The sequence below is a fragment of the Paraburkholderia sp. J10-1 genome, from assembly GCF_905220165.1.
Lineage (GTDB): Bacteria > Pseudomonadota > Gammaproteobacteria > Burkholderiales > Burkholderiaceae > Paraburkholderia.
The window spans coordinates 1,510,589-1,529,750 of the sequence record NZ_CAJMYW010000001.1 but is presented as its reverse complement, the minus strand read 5'-3'; the positions used below and the strand labels follow the sequence as shown (position 1 = coordinate 1,529,750).

Annotated in this window: 7 protein-coding genes; all 7 read right to left on the bottom strand. The window is 62.4% G+C overall.

Going from position 1 to position 19,162, the window contains the following annotated elements:
• Nucleotides 1–15: 15 nt before the first annotated feature.
• The 7 genes from U5A65_RS06715 to U5A65_RS06685 all read right to left on the bottom strand — a co-directional run bounded on the left by U5A65_RS06715 (nucleotide 16) and on the right by U5A65_RS06685 (nucleotide 18,964).
• A complete protein-coding gene (locus tag U5A65_RS06715; RefSeq protein WP_321945849.1) occupies nucleotides 16–459 on the bottom strand; it encodes a tetratricopeptide repeat protein in 444 nt (147 codons plus the stop codon).
• A gap of 3 nt (nucleotides 460–462) precedes the next feature.
• A complete protein-coding gene (locus U5A65_RS06710; RefSeq protein ID WP_321945848.1) occupies nucleotides 463–2,748 on the bottom strand; it encodes a LysM peptidoglycan-binding domain-containing protein in 2,286 nt (761 codons plus the stop codon).
• Nucleotides 2,749–3,093: 345 nt separating this feature from the next.
• The gene (locus tag U5A65_RS06705) at nucleotides 3,094–3,312 is read right to left on the bottom strand and encodes a zinc-ribbon domain-containing protein (protein ID WP_321945847.1); all 219 of its coding nucleotides are present in this window, start codon (nucleotides 3,310–3,312) and stop codon (nucleotides 3,094–3,096) included.
• 1,383 nt (nucleotides 3,313–4,695) lie between these two features.
• A complete protein-coding gene (locus U5A65_RS06700; protein WP_321945846.1) occupies nucleotides 4,696–6,201 on the bottom strand; it encodes a TolC family protein in 1,506 nt (501 codons plus the stop codon).
• Nucleotides 6,191–7,534: an HlyD family type I secretion periplasmic adaptor subunit gene (locus U5A65_RS06695; protein ID WP_321945845.1), complete on the bottom strand. Its 1,344-nt coding sequence runs from the start codon at nucleotides 7,532–7,534 to the stop codon at nucleotides 6,191–6,193. Before U5A65_RS06695 ends, U5A65_RS06700 begins: the two co-directional genes overlap by 11 nt.
• Nucleotides 7,531–9,687 (bottom strand): type I secretion system permease/ATPase, encoded by a 2,157-nt coding sequence (locus U5A65_RS06690; protein WP_321945844.1) that lies wholly within the window; start codon nucleotides 9,685–9,687, stop codon nucleotides 7,531–7,533. The genes U5A65_RS06695 and U5A65_RS06690 overlap by 4 nt, the downstream gene beginning before the upstream one ends.
• A gap of 139 nt (nucleotides 9,688–9,826) precedes the next feature.
• Nucleotides 9,827–18,964: a putative Ig domain-containing protein gene (locus U5A65_RS06685; protein WP_321945843.1), complete on the bottom strand. Its 9,138-nt coding sequence runs from the start codon at nucleotides 18,962–18,964 to the stop codon at nucleotides 9,827–9,829.
• Nucleotides 18,965–19,162 lie beyond the last annotated feature (198 nt).

Here is a 19,162-nt window from a genome sequence, read left to right as displayed (position 1 = left end):
GCGTTGTTGTCTCGCTTAAGCCTGGATATTGGCCTTTGATTTCAAGAATTCAAAGTACCTCGGATCCTCGAGCTCAAAGATTTCTTTCCCTGCCCCCATGTATGCGCGGATCAACTCCTCTGCGGCAGCGTCTGGCAATCCGGTATCAAGCAGTACCTGCCCTAGTCGCAGATGCAGGAACGGATTCCCAACCGCATCCGGACAGGTCATCACATATCGCAATGCCTCAAGTGCTGACGTCTTATAGCCAGCAAGGAAACACGCATCCGCGATAGCCGCCAAGATCCACGTTGACGCGCCCCACTCGTTCTTCGGCTCAGGAACAAGCTCCCAAGCCTTGTTGTACTCGCCTATGGCCTCCTCGAATCGTCGCTTGCCAGCAAGCTGATCACCAATTGCACATAAAGCCTTGATCGCCTCATGAGTGTTGGCATCTAGTTCCTGTCTTTCTGTGGTCACGGCTTACCTCTTCAGATTCGTAAAATCAGGGGGCACTGGTGGTTGATACGTCTGTCCAAGTCTCGCCCCGGCCGATCGATTGATCGAACTTGGCTGCAAAACATAGTTGTCGGGATTGAGCATGAACTGCCTTACCTCCGGCGATTTGGGACCATAAAAACGGCCAACATCATTCCACCAAGTAACAGCATCAACACGATGGGCCATGTCGACATTGGCGTCAATACGGGCCAGCGCACCTCCGGAGCCAACCAGTTGGAGATTGTTCGGATTGCCTCGGAGTAATGGACCGTCGCCAACAATCAATCCTTCGCCTCGCATACGCTCTACAACTTCGAGACCTGTACGCGAGTATTTATCTGGCGTCCCGCCCATATAGCTGAGTCGAGAACTACTGGCGGCCGGCCCATTAGTATCCGCCACCGCGAAACGCAAACCGGTATTATCAACGTAATTACCAACTATATTGTCCGCGACTTCCGTGAACGAGCCAGCAAATCTTCGGGCCGCCATTGCGGCCGGCTGCGCAAGTTCCCCGATCCCCGTGAAAGCTAAACCTGCCTCGACAAAAGCTTGCGCCTCCTTCGCCGTAGCAAGCCCATAGTTACCGGCATTCCACGCTGCTCTCGCTTCATCCGCACTCTGCGCACCGATCATCTGGTAGCCAAACTGCTTGAAGTTTTGTGCCGCGTCGTTCAGCAAATTACCCGCATAGGCAGCGCTCGGACTTGGATCGAGCACACCCGCGTATCCCCCCCTGGCACCACGTACAAAGGCATCGAGCGCCGTTTCGCCCGCCCCCGCGGCAGCCATCACGCCAGCGCCTGACAACGGGGTAACGGCAATCTGCGGATACGGCACCGCCTCGACTTTCACACCCGGTCCATTCAACGACAAACCAACAATCGACGGGCTATTGTCCGCAGCCAATAGACGTCGTGCGTCGTCTGGCGTAATGCTCAAACTTGCCGCTTTCGCATCGATCGAATTTGCAGCGGCTATTTGTGAGCTATCGACCAGCCCACCATACACGCCGAACAGTGCCGTGTTGCCGCTATAGGTCGTCTCGGGCGCAACGAACCCGCTGCCCACTCCACCCAATCCTGCTGGCAAGATCTCGCCGTTCATGCCGTCGATCGCCTGCCGGGTGTAGTCAGCTTTCCCGCTGACACTCTGCGCGGCCACCTGCTGCGCGACCATATTACCCACAGTCGCCGCCATTGCATCGAGCGCGATCGATCCCAGGTTACGCTCAACGCTTCCACCACGCACCAGCGTGCCCATGATACCAGCAGCCATATTCGACGCAGCCTGACCGGCGACCGGCACCTTACCCAGACCAGTATTGCCGACTGCTGTTCCAACGCCCCACGCAATCGTTGAAGCAGCCACACCCTTCCAGTCAAAGCTGGTCTGCGCGCCAACCAGTATCCCGAGACCCTGCGTTGCTACCCCACGCATTGCGCCGACTGTAAAGGCTGCTCCTGTGCCACTACCCAAAACACTGGTGGTTGGTCCAGCTATGCCACCGGCTAGCCCACCCGTTGCGGCGGACAATCCGACTTGCCTCCAGTCGAAGCCCTTCTGTTGTCCGCCTGCCATGAGGACGGCTTGGGACGCTACTGAACCCGCGGCGGCACCGGCCGCCGCCGCAACAGCTCCCGCGCCGGCCATCCCCCCACTCAGACCACCGCTCATTGCAGCCACGCCCAGCGACCATGTGCTCGCTCCGGCTGCAGTTGCGGTCCCCGCAGCCACCGTGCCTGCCGCTGCAGTGCCACCCGCGGTCGAAGCCAGACCCGCGCTCATTGCGCTCGCCGCCGCCCCTGCCGTGTAAATCGTCACCACAACCGCAACGACAATCGCGATGACTGACATGAACGTCCCGCAGCCGTTTTGTGCCGACGGCGGCGGCGGCGGATCGGGAAGTGTCGGCTGCGTATTGCCGATCGCCTTGCCCGGATCGTACGGCTTGAACGTCGTCGCCGTGTTGTGAATGTTCGTCACGCGATTCGGCACCGTTAGCACTTCGCCGCCTCGCAATGAATCTGTCCCCTGAAGTCCGTTGGCGTCAGCCAGGATGTACCACAGCGTGGCATCTCCCCAGAGCGCGGATGCGATCGACTGAAGCGTGTCGCCATCGCGCACGGTCCAGTGACCCGGACTTGAACCTGGATAGCTGGCGTTGATCGCCATATAGTTTTCGTCGAAATCCGCCGTGCTCACTGGGGTAAAGACCTTGAACTGGTTCTCACTACCCTTTGCAAGCTTGCCCGCGAGTTCCTGCACATAGTCAATCGAATCGATACCGTCGTTGCCCTGATTGCCAACCCGGTTGCCGCTCAGATAGTAGTAGTTGTGCTTGCGGTTCCCCGTCGCGCCCGAGATCTTTCCATTTGCGTTAACGGCAACACCGGTGAGTTCATCGCGCCGCTGGACCTGTCCGCGCAGATCCGCCCAGTACTGGAACGCGCGCGCGTTGCCCGGCTGGTTACCGCCATCGTCGTACGTGCTCTTCAGGTTGCCAGAGATAAATGAATATAAACTCCGAACGGTTGCGCCAACGCAACACGGACAGACCGGAGAGGCCCGTCAGGCGGGACTACTGCGAGGCCTGAGCAGTTCTGATCCGACTCACTCCCTGCCCTCGTAGTCCCATTTCAGGCGCTTCTGCCGTTTCCGTGTACGCCGCAGAATGGCGCACGTCGGGCACCACCGCCCCTTGCTCGTGATATTGACCGGCGTCGCGTCCCAGACGTGGCCGCGATTACACTCCCACGTCAGCTTGACCTTGTTGCCCAGATAAGCCGCGCTCAGGCAACGCCCACCGCGCTCCCTGGCAATCTCCTCCATCTGCCCGATCGTGAGCCTACGCCTGCGGTTCGCACAGTGTTTGCACCACGTTCCCCTCAGCACGTGACTGCCCTCGGCCCGCCACTCATGTCCGTTCGCACAACGGAACCGGTAGTGCAAACTTGTACCCAGCCACGTTTCGTCCAGACACTGGCCACCGTGTGACGCAGCAACCGCCTGCAGTTGAACTAGGCCGTCAGGATCGCGCCGCGCGGCGTTGTTGCTCGCGGCTCCGCACCAGCGACACCAGTGACCCCGCACGACGCTCTGGCCGGTACTCGACCAGCGATGGCCCCGGATGCACTCCCAGTCGTAACGCGCGTGCAGACCCATATAGGTTTCGGCAAGGCATCGCCCACCCTGCGAGGCCGCCGCCGTCCTCAGGCGCTCCATTCCGTCTTCCGACAGCATCGCCTCGCCATGCCGCCGTGCTGCGCACGGGCGACACCAGTTTCCCCTGAGTATGCCCCCGGCCTCCGCTCGCCATTCGTGTCCGTGTGCACAGCGAAAACGGTGCCTCACGCCTGAGCCGAGATACCGGTCTTCCAGACACGCCCCTCCATGGGATGCCGCCATCGCCTGCAGCCGGACAAGCCCGTCTGGCGCAAGGTGCCGCTCGCTGGCAAGCCGCGCCGCGCACTGGCGGCACCAGTGTCCCTGCACGACATTTGCAGCCGTGGCCTCCCAGCGATGACCTGAGCTGCACTCCCATTGGTAGCGCGCCGACGCGCCCTCATAGCGTTCGGCAAGACACCTGCCACCGTGCCCGGCGGCGAGCCGCCGCATTCGCTCCAGTCCGTCTCCACACGTGCGCCTTACAGCCGTCGCGGCGTGCGCACACGCGGGACAACCGTGTCCCTCCATGATCTTGCGCGCCATCGCCATCCACTCATGTCCGGCCCCACATTGAAAACGGTGACGCGCCCCGCCGCCGAGATACTCCACCTCGTGGCAAATGAAGCCACACTCCTCGAGCCTTGCATAGAAGCGCTGGCGGATCGCCTCCGCCCTGCATTCGGGGCACTCAGGAGAGTACCGCAGGATGGTACTCGCGTGACGCTCAAACCGATGGCCTTTGGCACACTCGAACGTATAGCCGGCTTTGCTACCCCGCCACACATCGGACAGGCAGTGCCAGCCCAAATCCGCCGCACGTTCATGCAACCTCGCCAGACCGTGCACTACGCACAGCACGTCCTCACGCTTCATCAGATATCTCCTGCACGGCTGCACGCGTTCACTGCGAAATGGTTGCGCCCTTGATCTGCGCCGCGGCCTTCTGCAGCGCTAGCGCCTGCGACTGCTGGCGCATCGTGTCCTTCACCTGATCGAGCGCGCGCGCCCCCTGCCACGGCTAACCACCCGCCGCCGTCATTGCGACTCTTACCACGGCTGAAGACGCGTATGGCTGTCCCCTCGCAAAGCCGCATCCGTTTCGACGATGGCCTCCCGACCGAGCGTTCCCGCATCGGCCATCAGCCGAAGCCTTGCCGATCGCCAGTCCGACTGCGTGCGGATGCGCTCCTGCTGTGCATCGGCCAGCGCTGACTGCGCATTGAGCACCTCCAGGATATCCGCCACGCCGTGCTCATACCGGTTGCGCGCAGACTCGAGTGCAGTGCGCGCCGTACTGAGCAGCGTGTCTGCGGTGTCGAGACTGGCCAGCGACGACACCGCATCCGCGTGCGCCTTGACGATCTCGCCAAGAATCCCACGTTCGGTGTCCTGCATCTGCGCCTCGCTTTGCTCTGCCTGCGCCTGCGCCTCACGAACCTTGTAGGTACGCGAAAACCCTTCGAACAGCGGAATCGTGAGCGTCACACCCACGATCGCGGTGTTCGAATGCGTCGCCTGCACACTCTGGTTCGGGTAGCCGTTCTGGTAAAAGCTCACCCCGAAATCAACCGTCGGCAATCCTTGTGAGCGCACACTGCTGACCTTCTCCCGGGCAGCCTGCCACTGCAACCTTGCGGCGGTAATCGCAGGATGACGGTCCTGTGCAGCCTGAAGCCATTGCGCGAGATCGGCGATATCCTGCTTCGCTGGTACGGGATCCTCCATGGACAACCTGACGGGCGTGCCGGCAGGCAGTCCGAGCGTGTAGACGAGCGTCGCCAGCGTCCTGTCCGCGTCGCCGGCACTACGCTGTTCGGCCAGTTGTGCGCGCGCGAATGCCGTCTGCGCCTGCAGGGTATCGCTGCGCCCGGTGGCACCACGGGCTTCGCGGCGCTGTGCCGCCTGAAGGGTTTGGTTCGCGAAGTGACTCGCCTGCGTGCGCGCCCGGTACGCGGCCTGGGCCGTCAACGCGTCGAAATACGCCTGCACGGTTGCTGCCAGGGTCTTCTGCAACGACGCGTTATAACTGGCCAGCGCCGCCCCCAGCAGATCATTGGCCGCGACACGGTTCGCCGCGCGCTCTCCGAAATCGAACAGCCGCCAGTTCAGCGCCGCGTAGCTGCTGTAGCCCCTGACGTTGCTGTTGGCGGACGGAAAGGTCGGATAGCGGGTATCGGTGTGCTGGCCGCTCACCGACCCGGTGAGCGTAGGCAGGTAAGCCGCACGCGCTTCGCCCACCGACGCCGACTGCAGTTTGATGTTGGCCCATGCCGCCTTAACCTGGGGGTCCTGACAAAGTGCGATGTCGACCGCATCCGCCAGGCGCAGCGGGTCAGGCACCGCAGCTTGAGCGGGACAGATGACCGGCGCGCTATCGCCAGGCAGCGATGCCCCTGTTTCGAGCATGGGCGGACGCGTAAGCAGCGGATCCTCGATGATGTCCGGGATCCCCCAGGATGATCCGGCCAGTGCAGGCTGGACGCTCACGCAGATTCCCACCGCCGCCATTGCTGCCAGGACGATGCGGCGCGAATGACCGGATTTAGCGCTCATGCAGGCTCTCCTGCGCGTGCTGGACCAGCGGCGACAGTACATAGCCGATGACCCGGCGCGTGCCCGTGCGGATCTCGACGCTACCCGACATGCCTGGCGTGAGCGGTACCCTGCTTCCGTCCACCATCAGCTCGGACTTGTCGAGCGCCACCTTCACCGAATACCGCAAGCCCTTCTTTTCGTCCTCAATGGCGTCACGGGACACATGAATGACTTCGGCCGGGGCAGTCCCGTAGCGCGTGTATTCGAATGCATCGATCTTCACCATCGCACGCTGGCCCTCGCGCACAAATCCGACGTCGCGATCAGCAATGAACGCCTCGAACTCGACCTTCGGACTCAGCGGCACGATCTTCATGAGCGGCTGCGCTGCCGGCACCACGCCCCCCACGGTATGAACCGCGAGCTGCTGTACCGTACCGTCGACAGGTGCGGTCAGGGTCAGCAATGCGTCATGCGCACTCGCGCGGCGCACATCCCCTGCGGACGACGCCAAGGTCCGGCTTGCGTCTTCAAGACGGTCCTGGGACGCCTTGCGCGTATCGGCGGTCAGCTCCGCCTGCTGGTTACGGGCATTGGCCAGTTCACCCGCGATCTCGATGCGGGCCTGCTGCTTTTCCAGCCAGGCATCCGTTGGCACGTCGTGCGTTCTTGCCAGCGCGGCATAGTCGGATTCCTGTCGCACAGCCAGCGGCAAGGCCGCGCCGTAGCGCGCCATGTCGCCTGCGAGGCGCTGCCGTTTCGCAGTGTAGTCACGCCACTGGTCCGCGAGATAGTTTGCGCCGGCCTGCCAGCGCTCGGCACTCACGTCAGGCAGCGCAGCAAGATGAGGAACGCGACCGCTGTCGATGGCGGCAAGCAGGCTTTCCTCACAGGCCACCTGCACGCGCGCAATCTGGCGACTCGCTTCCGCCTTGTCGCGCTCGCTGTCCGTCTCACGTGTGTCCAGCTCAACCAGCGTGTCGCCAGCCTTCACCATCTGCCCTTCTTCGACATGGAGCGCGTGCACGCTCGCGATTTCAACCGACGAGATCGTCTTCGTATCGCCGGTCGCGATGATCTTGCCTTGTCCGTTGACGACGATGTCCACGTGCCCGAGCGTCGCCCACACCAGCAGGACGCCCACCAGCGCCATCAGGATCCGGGCCACCCAGCGCCCGGCAGGTGAAACCGGGCGCGCCTGCAGCGAAAGCGCAGCGGGCAGGAATTCCGCTTCGTGCTCGCGCAGTACAGGGGCATCCAGCTGGCGGCGTTGTCGCCAGAAAAACCGCCAGACATCGCGATAACGCTTCACCAGGTCCGCAGCAGCCTGCCAGCGGTGCTTCAGGCTCATGCTGCACTCTCCACATGACCCATCCGCGGCGCATGGCCCTGTTGCAGGGCGTACAGATGCGCATAGATGCCATCGGCCTGTTGCACCAGCTGTTCATGACTGCCTGTTTCGGCAATCTGTCCGCGCTCCATGACGACAATGCGATTCGCCTCGCGCACCGCGGAAAGCCGGTGAGCGATGATCAGCACCGTGCGACCGGCACAGATACGCCGCATGTTGTCCTGAATGATCTTTTCGGATTCGTAGTCGAGCGCACTCGTCGCTTCGTCGAAAATCAGGATGCGCGGGTTCATGATCAGCGCCCGTGCAATGGCGATGCGCTGCCGCTGGCCACCGGAGAGGCCCGTCCCGTGTTCACCCACTACGGTGTCATATCCCTCCGGCAGCTCGCAGATGAATTCGTGCGCGCCGGCAAGCTTCGCTGCCTCCATGATCGCCTCGATGGGCAGCGCCGGATTGGCCAGTGCGATGTTCTCCCGCACCGACCGGTTAAAGAGGGTGTTCTCCTGCAGCACCACGCCGATCTGCTGGCGCAGTGAAGTCGTGTCGATGATGGCGATGTCCTGGCCATCCACCAGCACACGTCCGCGATCCGGCACGTAAAGACGCTGCACCAGTTTCGTCAGCGTGCTCTTGCCAGAACCCGAGCGGCCCACAATGCCGATCACCTCACCTGGCGCAATATCGAGCGACACGCTTCTGAGCACATCTGACGCATCGGGCCGGTAACGAAACGACACCTGATCAAGCGCAACGGCGCCCGCCAGCCGGGGCAGACGCGTTTTCTCACCCACGACCTCGGTTCGTGCATTCAGGATATCCCCGAGTCGCCCCATCGAGATGCCGACCTGCTGGAAATCGTTCCACAATTGCGCGAGTCGCAGGATCGGCCCCGAGACCTGGCCGGAGAGCATGTTGAAGGCGACCAGCTCACCCACGGTCAGGCGGCCCTTGATGACCTGCATCGCGCCCACCCACATGATCGCAGCCGTCACCAGCTTGCTGATGAGCGTCACGCCACCGCTGGCAACGGTCGCGGCATTGGAAACCGACAGGCCCGCCGTCACATAGCCGGCGAGCTGCTTTTCCCACTTCTGGATCCAGCGCGGCTCGACCGCCAACGCCTTCACGGTATCGATGCCGCTGATCGTCTCGACCAGGAACGACTGGTTCTCCGCGCCGCGGTTGAATTTTTCATTCAGGCGCGCACGAATGACCGGCGTGAACAGGAGCGACAGCAGCAGGTACAGCGGAATGGAAGCGACCACGACAAGCGTGAGCCACACGCTGTACCACAGCATCACCGCGAGAAACACAACCGAAAACACGAGGTCGAGCACCAGCGTCATCGCGTTGCCGGTCAAGAACGAGCGAATGTTTTCCAGTTCACGGATGCGCGCGACCGAATCGCCCACGCGGCGCGCCTGAAAGTAAGCAAGCGGCAACGCCAGCAGGTGATGGAACAAACGGGCGCCCAGCTCTACATCGATCTTGCTGCTTGTATGGGCAAACACCCAGCTGCGGATGCCGGTGAGCGCCGCCTCAAACAACATCGCGCAGATCAGGCCGATGGCAATCACGTGGAGCGTCTTCATCGCGTTGTTGACGAGGACCTTGTCCATCACGACCTGGAAGAACATCGGGGTCACGAGGCCAATGACCTGCAGTACCAGCGAGATGAGCAGGATTTCACCCAGCAGACGCCGGTAGCGGACGATGGCCGGGATAAACCAGGTAAAGTCGAATTTCGCCATCCCGCCAGCGAAGCTCGCCTTGCTGGTCAGGAAGATCAGTTCGCCGGTCCACAGGCCAACGAACTGCGCAAGCGGCAAAACCTCCGGTGGCTGCCCCGCGCGCTGGACAAGCAGCTCGCCGGATCCGTCCGCGCGTTTGCGGAATTGCCCAACGACGAGAAAGCGCCCGCTGTCGCGCTCGCGCGCAATCGCGGGCAGCGGCGCGCGGTCCAGGCGCTCCGGATCCTGCCGGACAGCACGCGCCAGCAGACCGAGAGATTTCGCTGCAAGCAGCAAGGTGGTGGTTTCGAAAGGCTCGTGGCCGAACGTATGGCGCAGCTGCGCTTCGTCTGCGGCCACGCCGTGCAATGCGGCCATGGCGGACAGCGCCCACAGTCCGGAATCCGGAAGAACAGTCATCTTCGATACAGCTTGATATGTGAAGGCGGGCGAGCGGATCCGGCTAACGCGCGTTGCGCGCGTCGGCTTCCCATCTCGCCCGGCCGGTACGCTGCAAGGTGCGGACCGCTAGCGATCCGCACCCCGCCAGGTGGTTACATCAACGCCAGTTGGCCGCCAGCACCGGTTGCAGGGCCTGCTGCTCGGCAGGCGTCATGCTGATCTGGCCCGCTGCCGGTGCCGTGAACGCCGACATCGCCTGCACGAGCTGGTTGACGTTCGAGGCGGACAATGTCTTGCCATCGCCCGCGACGATCGAGCTGGCCTGCTCAGGCGTGGCCGCATACCAGTTCTTCAGGGTCACCCGTTCATTGCTGCCGATCACGGATAGCTGCAGATCCTGTCCGACATGCTGGAGCCACAGGTGGTCGGAGGCCACGTCAGTCCCAAACGCCAGCTTGCCAAAACCCGCCGCGAACTCGAGGTTATAGCTCCCATGCCCGACGGTCGCCGTCGCAAAGCCGCCCGTCATCTTCGCCGTGTCAGAGCCGTCCCCAAGCTTGAGGCTGGCGAAGGATCCGGATGCCGTGATCGTATTGGTGCCACTGCCCACGATGATGTTCGCTGAACTGCCCGTTGCATTGATCACGTTATTGCCCGAGCCAACGACGATTGCCTCCGACATGCCGCTGACGGACACACTGTTCGCACCGTTGCCGAGGGTAATCGTGTCGCTACCACCACTGGCGGTGATCGTGTTGTTGCCCCCACCCGCAGTCACCTTGTTATTCGAACCGGTCAGCGTGATGGTGTTCGCGCCGACGCCCGCGTTAAGGGTGTCCATGCCTCCGGTGGCCACGATCGTGTTGCTGCCGTCGCCCACCGTGAGCGTCTCCATGAATGCGGTCGCCGCAACCCAGTTCGCTCCGTTGCCCAGTGTCGCCGTGGCGGATGAACCGGACATCAGCAGTACGTGGTTTTCGTTGGCGCCGGTGAGCTTCGCCGACATTCCCGATTCCGCAATGGCAATCTGTCCGGCGGGTGCTGTAACCGTCTGCACCATGCCCACATTGAGGATATTCTGCTGAAGCTGCACACCCAGCACAGTACTGCTGGACAGCCCTCCCATGTCGGTCGCCGTGATCCGGACGTTAAGCAGGGACGGCGTCGTTCCGGACGGTGTGCCACGTAGGGTCTGCGTAGCCGGATCGAAGGTTAGCCACGTCGGCAAGGCGGTGCCATCCGCCATTTTCGCGGTGTAGGTCAGCGTGTCGCCTGCAACCGGCTCATTGAAGAGACCGGCCGGCAGCGAGTATTGCCATGCCTGTCCCAGGGTCGTCATCTGGTAAATCTGCGGCGCGACCGTCGGGGCGGTGTAGGTCGGATTCACCGTAACGTTAAGCGGCGCGCTGGCCGCCAGTCCGCCCTGCTCGGTTGCTGTTACCTTCAGTTGCAGGTTGCCTGTGGTCTGGTCGGTCGGCGTGCCGCTGAACGTGAGCTTGACAGGGTCGAACGTCAGCCAGGACGGCAGTGGGCTGCCATTGGCAAGTGTCGCCGTATAGGTCAGCGTATCGCCTGCCGTTGTCTCGGTGAACAGCGCTGCCGGTAGCGCGTACGTCCACAGACTGCCAGCGGCAACCGTCGTCGCGGCCAGCGTCTGGGTGACCAGTGGCGTATTGCCCACCGGTGCGGTGATTGCCACATTCAGCGCGGTGCTGGTTGCGAGACCACCCATGTCCGTTGCCGTGACCTTGAGCGCCAGGGTTCCAGCGCTGCCAACCGGAGGAATACCGCTGAACTGGCCGTTCGCAGCATTGAACGCGAGCCATGACGGCAAAGCCGTGCCATCGGCCAGCGTCACGCTGTACTTGAGCGTATCGCCCGCAATCGCCTCGCTGAACAGACCCGTCGGCAGTGTATAGCTCCATGCCGTACCGATCTTCGTACTCTGCGCCGCGAGAGTTTGTGCGACGGTCGGCGCCTGGTAGGTCGGACTGACCTGCAGGTTCAGCGTCGTGCTGGTGGCGAGCCCCCCCATGTCGGTGGCCGTGACCTTGATCGCGAACGCCCCCGTGGTCTGGTCGGTCGGCGTACCACTGAACTGGCCCGTGGTGACATTGAAAGCGAGCCACGACGGCAAGGCCGTGCCATCGGCCAGCGTCGCGCTGTACTTGAGCGTATCGCCCGCAATCGCCTCGCTGAAGAGCCCTGTCGGCAGCGTCCACGACCACGCTGTGCCCGCCTTCGCGTTCTGCGTCGCAAGCGTCTGTGCGACGGTCGGCGCCTGATACGTCGGGCTGACCTGCAGGTTCAGCGTCGTGCTGGTGGCGAGACCTCCCATATCGGTGGCCGTGACCTTGAGCGCGAACGCCCCCGTAGTCTGGTCGGTCGGCGTGCCGCTGAACTGGCCAGTCGTCGCGTTGAAGGTCAGCCAGGACGGCAAGGCGCCACCGTTGGCGAGCGTCGCACTGTACTTGAGCGTATCGCCCGCAATCGCTTCGCTGAACAGGCCCGTCGGCAGTGTGAAGGACCACGCCGTGCCGGCTTGCGCGTTCTGCGTCGCAAGCGTCTGTACTACGGTCGGTGCCTGGTACGTGGGACTGACCTGCAGGTTCAGCGTCGTACTGTTCGTGAAGCCCCCCATGTCCGTTGCCGTGATCTTCAGCGCGAACGCGCCGGTGGTCTGGTCGGTTGGCGTGCCGCTGAACTGGCCGGTCGCAGCGTTGAATGTCATCCACGACGGCAGGGCACTGCCATCGGCAAGGGTCACGCTGTACTTCAGGGCGTCATTTGCAACCGCCTCGCTGAACAGCCCGGTCGGCAACGTCCAGGTCCACGCCGTACCCGCCTTTGCTGCCTGCGTCGCAAGCGTCTGCGTAACCGTCGGTGCCTGACCGACAGCCTTGACCTGCAGGTTCAACGTCGCGCTGGCCGAAACACCCGCCATCTCGGTCGCGGTTAGCTTCACTGCGAGCGCGCCGACAGCCGCCTGGCCCATCGGTGTGCCGCTGAACTGGCCGGTCGTCGCATTGAAGGTCAGCCATGCCGGCAGCGGGGAGCCGTCAGCCAGCGTGGCGCTGTACTGAAGCGCGTCGCCCGCGACGGTTGCGCTGAACAGGCCCGAGGGCAGCGTATAGCTCCACGCCGTGCCCGTTGCAAGGTTCTGCGTCGCGGGTACGGTGCCCACGTTGACCTTGCCCTGACTCATGATCGATGCAAGCGTTGCAGCCGTCAGCGTGGTACTGCCGATCACGACGCTGCCCACGCCCTGGCCGGCCTGCTGGTTCTGCACGACCACCTGGCTCTGTCCCGACTGTCCGGCGTTGAGCGTGATCACCAGATCGTTGCCCTGGGCAGCCAGTCGCGTAGCGGCAGTGGTCGTGTTTTGCAGACGCAGGGTGTCGAGACGTCCAGCATTGGCTTGGATCGTATCGACAACTCCCGCCGCCGTGGCGGCATTCACAACGTAGCTGTTGGTGCCCGCCCCGCCGATCAGCAGGTCGGAGCCCGTGCCGGCAACCAGCGTATCGTTCCCGTCGCCACCCAGCAGCGTATCGTTGCCCGCATTGCCCGTGATCGTATCGCCATTGTTGTTGGCAGTGCCGATCAGACTGGCGTTCCCCGTGAGCGTCAGGATGTTGATATTGTCAGGCAGCGCCTCGTCAATGGATGCCTGAACTGTGGTCACACCATTCGTGCCCGTCGTGACGGTCAGGCCATTGTCCGATCCAACAATCGTCGTCGGGTCGACGTTTGCGGGGTTGACCACGAGCGGAGCCTGCGTGGCCGGCGCTGTGGGTGCGACCGGCGTGCTGACCGTTCCGGCCGCTGCCGGTGCAAAAATGAAGTCCGACGCGGTGAGCTGCGACGGATCGAGAGCATCAAGGTAAAGCAGCTGCGCATTGAGCGACGTGCTGCGGATATTGGTCCCGTGAATCACTGCGACGTTGTTCATGACAAGCTTGTTGACCTGCGCGATATTCAGGTCCGCAAAACTCGTGATGCCCAGCTGGCTGACGTCGATCCTGTCAACGCCGTGCCGGAAGCCCTGCAGTGCATTCTTGTAGTCGGTTGCACCGCTCTGTGCCGAGATCACAAAGATATCGGCACTCGCCGCGTCGTGCTTGTAGACAGTCCCGGCGAGCGAGCCCGTCGAACCGCTGAGCGCCACGCCCGCAAATCCACCTGCCATCGCAATCACATCGGTTCCGCTGGGCGGCACCGTACCACTTTGTCCGCTCGTGACATACGCTGCTGGCGCCACAAACGTGTTCTGGAAGACGAACTGCGCGGCCGTCAGGCTGGCAACCGTCTGGTTCTGCAGAACGATCGTCTGGCCGTTGCCGAGCCCGACAACGACGCTCGTGCCCTGCTGCGTAAGCGTCAGATCCTTGAACTGTTTGCCGGTAAAGCCCACCAGATCGATCTGCTCGCCGCGCGCCACATTGAAGTTGACGATCGTGTCTACGCCATTGTCGCGCCGGTGGACGACGAAGAGGTCCTTGCCGGTGCCGCCGACCAGCGTGTTGTTGCCTCGGCCGCCGTCGAGCATCGCATCGGCGTTGTTCGCGGTGAGCGTGTCGTTGCCGTCGCCGCCGATGAGATTCTGGATCTGGTTCGGGTTGCGGATCGTCAGCGCCGTGCCGCCGATACTCGCCACGCCCGTGAGCAGGTTGATCGACGTGTCGCCTGATACGGCTGCCGCATCGATGGTGTTACGTCCGCCCGTGCCGTTCACCGTCGGGTCAAGCACGGCTGCCTTCGCGTTCGCAGTCACCGCCGCCTTGTACTCGTCGGTGTAGTAGTACGTGTGGTCCGCCGTCGTGGGACTGCCGTACAGGCGCAGCGACCAGCTGTTCAGTGTGACAGGCTGCCCTGTCGCCGCATCGGTCACCTGCAGCGTCCAGTTTCCGGTCGAGATTTCACCCCAGTCATGGGTCGACATGAACGTGTACTGGAACTGGCCGGAGATGGTGCTGCCGACATCCGTCGAACTGGCACCCGCCGAACCCGCGGGAATCTTGCCTTCGCGGTTGAGCAGCACACTTTGCGTGCCGTCCGGCGCGATCAACGTGACCACGAGGTCCCCCAGACGGCCAACGTTGGCATTCAGGTCGATCTCGACATGCTCGACGTTCAGGCCGGACTGCATCGCGATCGAACTGGTCAGCGTGCCACCGCCCTGGATGGTCTTGCCAACCGTGCCACTTGTGGCCGAAAAGACCTTTTCATTGGCACCGGTGCTCTGCGTCATCCACGTCTCGGCAAGACGGACTGCAGCGCGCGCGTCGACTTCACCAAACCCGTAGTCGTTGCTGACGTGCATGCCGCCGCCGTTCCAGTTGTTCGCCCCGTTGGTGGTCCACTGGGTGTTCGGGTCGTTCACCTTGCGCGCGGTGAGTGCAAGGATCTCCTGCACGTCCCGGTAACCGAGATTCGGGTTTGCCTGCAGCATGAGGGCGACAATCCCCGAGACGATCGGCGTTGCGAAGCTGGTCCCCTGCATGTTGCTGTAGGCGCTGCCGAAGGTTGAGCCCTGGTCGGTCATGACCATCTGGCTCGTACTCTCAATGTTGCTGCCAGGCGCCGACACCAGCAGGCTCGCACCCGGGTTCGAGAAAGGCGCCGAGCCGATCTGCAGCGTCGACAGGTCGCCCTGCGCGTTGATCGCGCCCACCTCAATCGAGAAGCGGTTGCTGTTGGTCAGCGACCCCTCGGCATTGCCGCCAGTGGCGCGCTGGTTACCACCAGCCTCAACGAGAATGGTGCCAAGCCCTCCACGACCGTTGTCGGCCGCGTACTGGGCATTCGTCATCAGCAGGCTGGCGCTGTTGATCTGGCCGTTCTGCATGTTGCTGACGGCAAAATCGTTCGTGAATGCCCAGCTGTTGTTGGCAATGTCATAGCTGACTTCGTGACCGAGGCCGCTCAGGTCGCTGCCGTTGTTTGCCAGATAATAGCCGGCAAGCTTTGCATCGTAGGCAACGCCCACGCCACCCGTGCCATTGTTCGCCGCGACCATCACACCGGCCACCATCGTGGCATGTTGCGAGGTCTCGGTCGGCAGCGTGCCGTTGGCAAGCTGCGAGGCCATCCACGCCTGATCGACGTTGGGTGCCAGATCCGGGTGCGTGTAGTCGAAGATTTCCGGACCTGTCGCGAACTGCCCGCCCGGTTCGAACTGGCCAATGCGCACGCCCTTGCCCGTATAGTCCTTCCAGACCGGCAGGATATCCGCGTCACTGAGATACCACTCCTGCGCAAGCAGCGGGTCCTTTGGCAGGTCCGGCGTCATCAGCGATGCGGTGGCCTGCATGGCGGCGGTCTGCCCGCTGTTCAGGTCCTGCACCACCGCACTTGTATGGCCGGCTGCATCTGCGACGCTGTACTTGAAGCTCATGATGCCTGTATAGCCCGCCGTCGGCGTGAACAGCACGTCACCCGACGAAGTGAGGCTTACCGTACCGCCAATCGCGCCACTCACCGCTGCAATGTGCAACGCACCCGTGCTGTTCAGGCGCTGGTCGTTGGCCAGCAGCTGGGCTGCCGAAATCAGGTGCGCCTGCGTATGATCAAATGCCTTGCCACTGCTGTCTGCGTACAGCGTATCGGCGACCGGCATCGGATTGGGCAGCGACAGGTCGACGCCCTGGATATCCGAGAAGTTCAGCTTCTGGATGTTGGTAATGTAGACCGTGCCATCGCGGTTTGGCACCTTGTCGGCGACGTAGTAGCCGTTGCCTGCCTTGACGATCCGGTATTCGGCATAGCTGCCGTGGAACTGCACGATGTTGGTACCACCACCGCCATCGATGACGGCGTTGCCGCCGCCGACCTTGATCAGGTCGTTGCCCGCGCCGCCGTAGATCTTGTCAGCGCCGCCACCGGCGTTGATGATCGAGCCCGCAGCCGATGCATAGATCGTGTCGCCGTTCGGACCGGCCGTGATTTCCGCCTGGCCGCTGCCGCCCATGATGGTGTTGTGACCAGAGCCCCCTACAATCACGTCGGTGCCGCCGCCCCCGATCAGTGTATCGTCGCCAGTGCCGCCCTTGATGTAGACGCCCGAACGTCCGCCGCTCATGATCACGTCGTTGCCGCCACCGCCCTCGGCGATCGTCACCCCCGCCTGGGCCATGTTGATCGTCATGCCCTGGTTGCCGGTGATGATGACCGTGTCCACACCGCCGTTGCCGTGGATATTGGCTGGATTGTCGTTGGCCGAGACAACGAATACGTCATTGCCCGCGCCACCGACAAACGTGTCGTTACCGGAACCACCGACGAGCCAGCTACCGCCTGCTGCAGCCACCAGGGTGTCATTGCCCGACCCCGCGTAGACGTTGTTCACGCCGAGCTTGCCGGCATCCAGCGTCAGGTTCTGGTTCGTTGTATCTGCATACGTCGTCACCTTCGTTGTCCCGGCTGTCGTCGTTGCAGTGGTGCCGTTCGTTGAGCTGGCGAACGTACTGCCAGCGGGATTGGCGACGAAGTTGACATCTTCCATCGTCTGCGTGGCGCCGTTCCGGACGAAACTGCCCACGGCCGTGACGATGTTGCCGTTGTTGATCTGGCGGGTGCCGGTTGCGGTGAGGTTGATACTCGTAATGCCCAGTTGCGCGAGCGTGAGCATCTGGCCGGTGCCTGGCCCCGTGCTGTTCACCCACACACGCAGCTGGCTGAAGATCGGATCCTTCGCATCAATCACGCCATCGTGATTAGTGTCGAACGAAGCCAGCGCGGCAATGCCACTGGAGAACGGCGCAGTGCCCGGGCCACCATTCGTGCCCGCCGTACCTCCGAAATACGGGCTGAAGATCTGGCTCATGCTGGTGACCTGGCCATTCGCGCCAGGAACGACCAGCATGCCCGTGCCTGCTGCGGCCCATCCGGTCTGGTGCAGGGTGCCCGAGTCGTCAACGTTAAACAGCACGCCCGAACTCTGGTAGGAACTGGTCGCAATTCCCTGGCCAAGATCGAGCAGCAACGGGTCAATATAGACGTTGCTCGCCTGGGCAGCAGAGGCCGCCCCGATGGAGGCGATCGCATTCAACCCGCTGAGCGTGGACGAGCCAATGTTGGCCAGAATCTCATTGGCCATGACGTTCGGATCGGCCTGGACCTCGCCGGGACGCACTCCGCCACTGGCAAGCCCCGCCTCGGTCACCGAGATGAAATCGGTCTTGTTAAGCGTGCCGTTGCTGAACCCGATGGACGAAGTGGCGCTGTTCGAGACGTAGCCAAGATTCGTGTTGTTGGTCGCGGTGTTCTCGCCCTGCGTCTGTGTTTGTGGCTGCGGATTCGGGTTGATTGTGATCGTGGGCGACTGACTGTTGTTCGCAGCCGCAAGCGCAGAGGCCGGTCGATTGATGACCTGACCTGCCTGGATGTAGCTCGGGTCGGTAATCTGCGGGTTTGCCTTAACATAATCCTGCAACGGCACGCCATCTCTTTGTGCGAGCCCCCACAGTGAATCGCCGGGTTGCACGACGTAGTTTGCCGCAGACGATGCCGCGTCAGGGTCACGCTGATGTACCGCAGTAGTCACTACAGGTGCGGCCGCCGCCTGAGCAACTGCCGTCGTCTCGGTTACCTTTGTCCCGTCGTTGTAGAACGACCGGGTGGATACCGGTGCGCCTGCAGAGGAGTACGAAATCTGGAACTGGTAACCCTTGCCACTCGGGTCATACTGCGACAGCACCTGCAGGTAACTGCCGGTTGAGGCGTCCTTCGTCCAGACCATCTGGCCGGAGTCGCCATTGGGCAACACCACACCGAGCGGACTGCCATCCGGCGCTTTCCCTGCAGCAATATTTTGCGCGATGACTGCGTTCGCGTTGCCCGGGTTGGTAGCAGGAGCCGAGGTCACCTGCCCCATTGAGGGCGTTGCTCCGGCCAGCGAGCCTCCGGACTTATAGGTCGGATCGTCAGACTTGATCCCGTTTTGCAGCAGGCTAACCTGCTGTGAAATCTGCGCGGTGTACGCATTCGAGGTATCTGAGCCCGAGCGCTGATCCGAAGACAACATGCCATATTGAAGGATCAGAGATTGCGGAACCATGTTGGAAGTAATATTTCCACCAAGAGGCTGGATTTCGCCTGCCTCAAGCACGTTACGCGCGAAATCGGTACATACATTCGATCCGGATCCGAACAAGAAGGCATATCCCGGACTCACCAATGACGGCAGGCCTCCCACACCGTTGTACATCAGGGTTCCACTGTTCGCCTGCTTTGCGGCATACGTCACCATCGACAGATACTGACTTTCGGTGACAGTAAAGGTTGTCGACCACATGAAATCATGAGGCGCCACACTGCTGCCTGTCTGCTGAGAAACCGTATCATCCCGAACTGCACCAACCGCATATGGCGAACTTCCGGTGGCTGGGTAGAATCCAATGGTGATATCAGATCGTCCTGGAGCGCTCAAGGTTATGAACGCATGACCGATAGTGCCACTAATCCCAGTTGGTTCGATTTTTAACGTTACCGA

Coding starts and splice junctions, on each gene's coding strand:
- U5A65_RS06690 (WP_321945844.1), bottom strand. CDS start 9,687: ATGACTGTTCTTCCGGATTCCGGACTGTGGGCGCTGTCCGCCATGGCC.
- U5A65_RS06695 (WP_321945845.1), bottom strand. CDS start 7,534: ATGAGCCTGAAGCACCGCTGGCAGGCTGCTGCGGACCTGGTGAAGCGT.
- U5A65_RS06685 (WP_321945843.1), bottom strand. CDS start 18,964: ATGTGGTCGACAACCTTTACTGTCACCGAAAGTCAGTATCTGTCGATG.
- U5A65_RS06705 (WP_321945847.1), bottom strand. CDS start 3,312: ATGGAGGAGATTGCCAGGGAGCGCGGTGGGCGTTGCCTGAGCGCGGCT.
- U5A65_RS06700 (WP_321945846.1), bottom strand. CDS start 6,201: ATGAGCGCTAAATCCGGTCATTCGCGCCGCATCGTCCTGGCAGCAATG.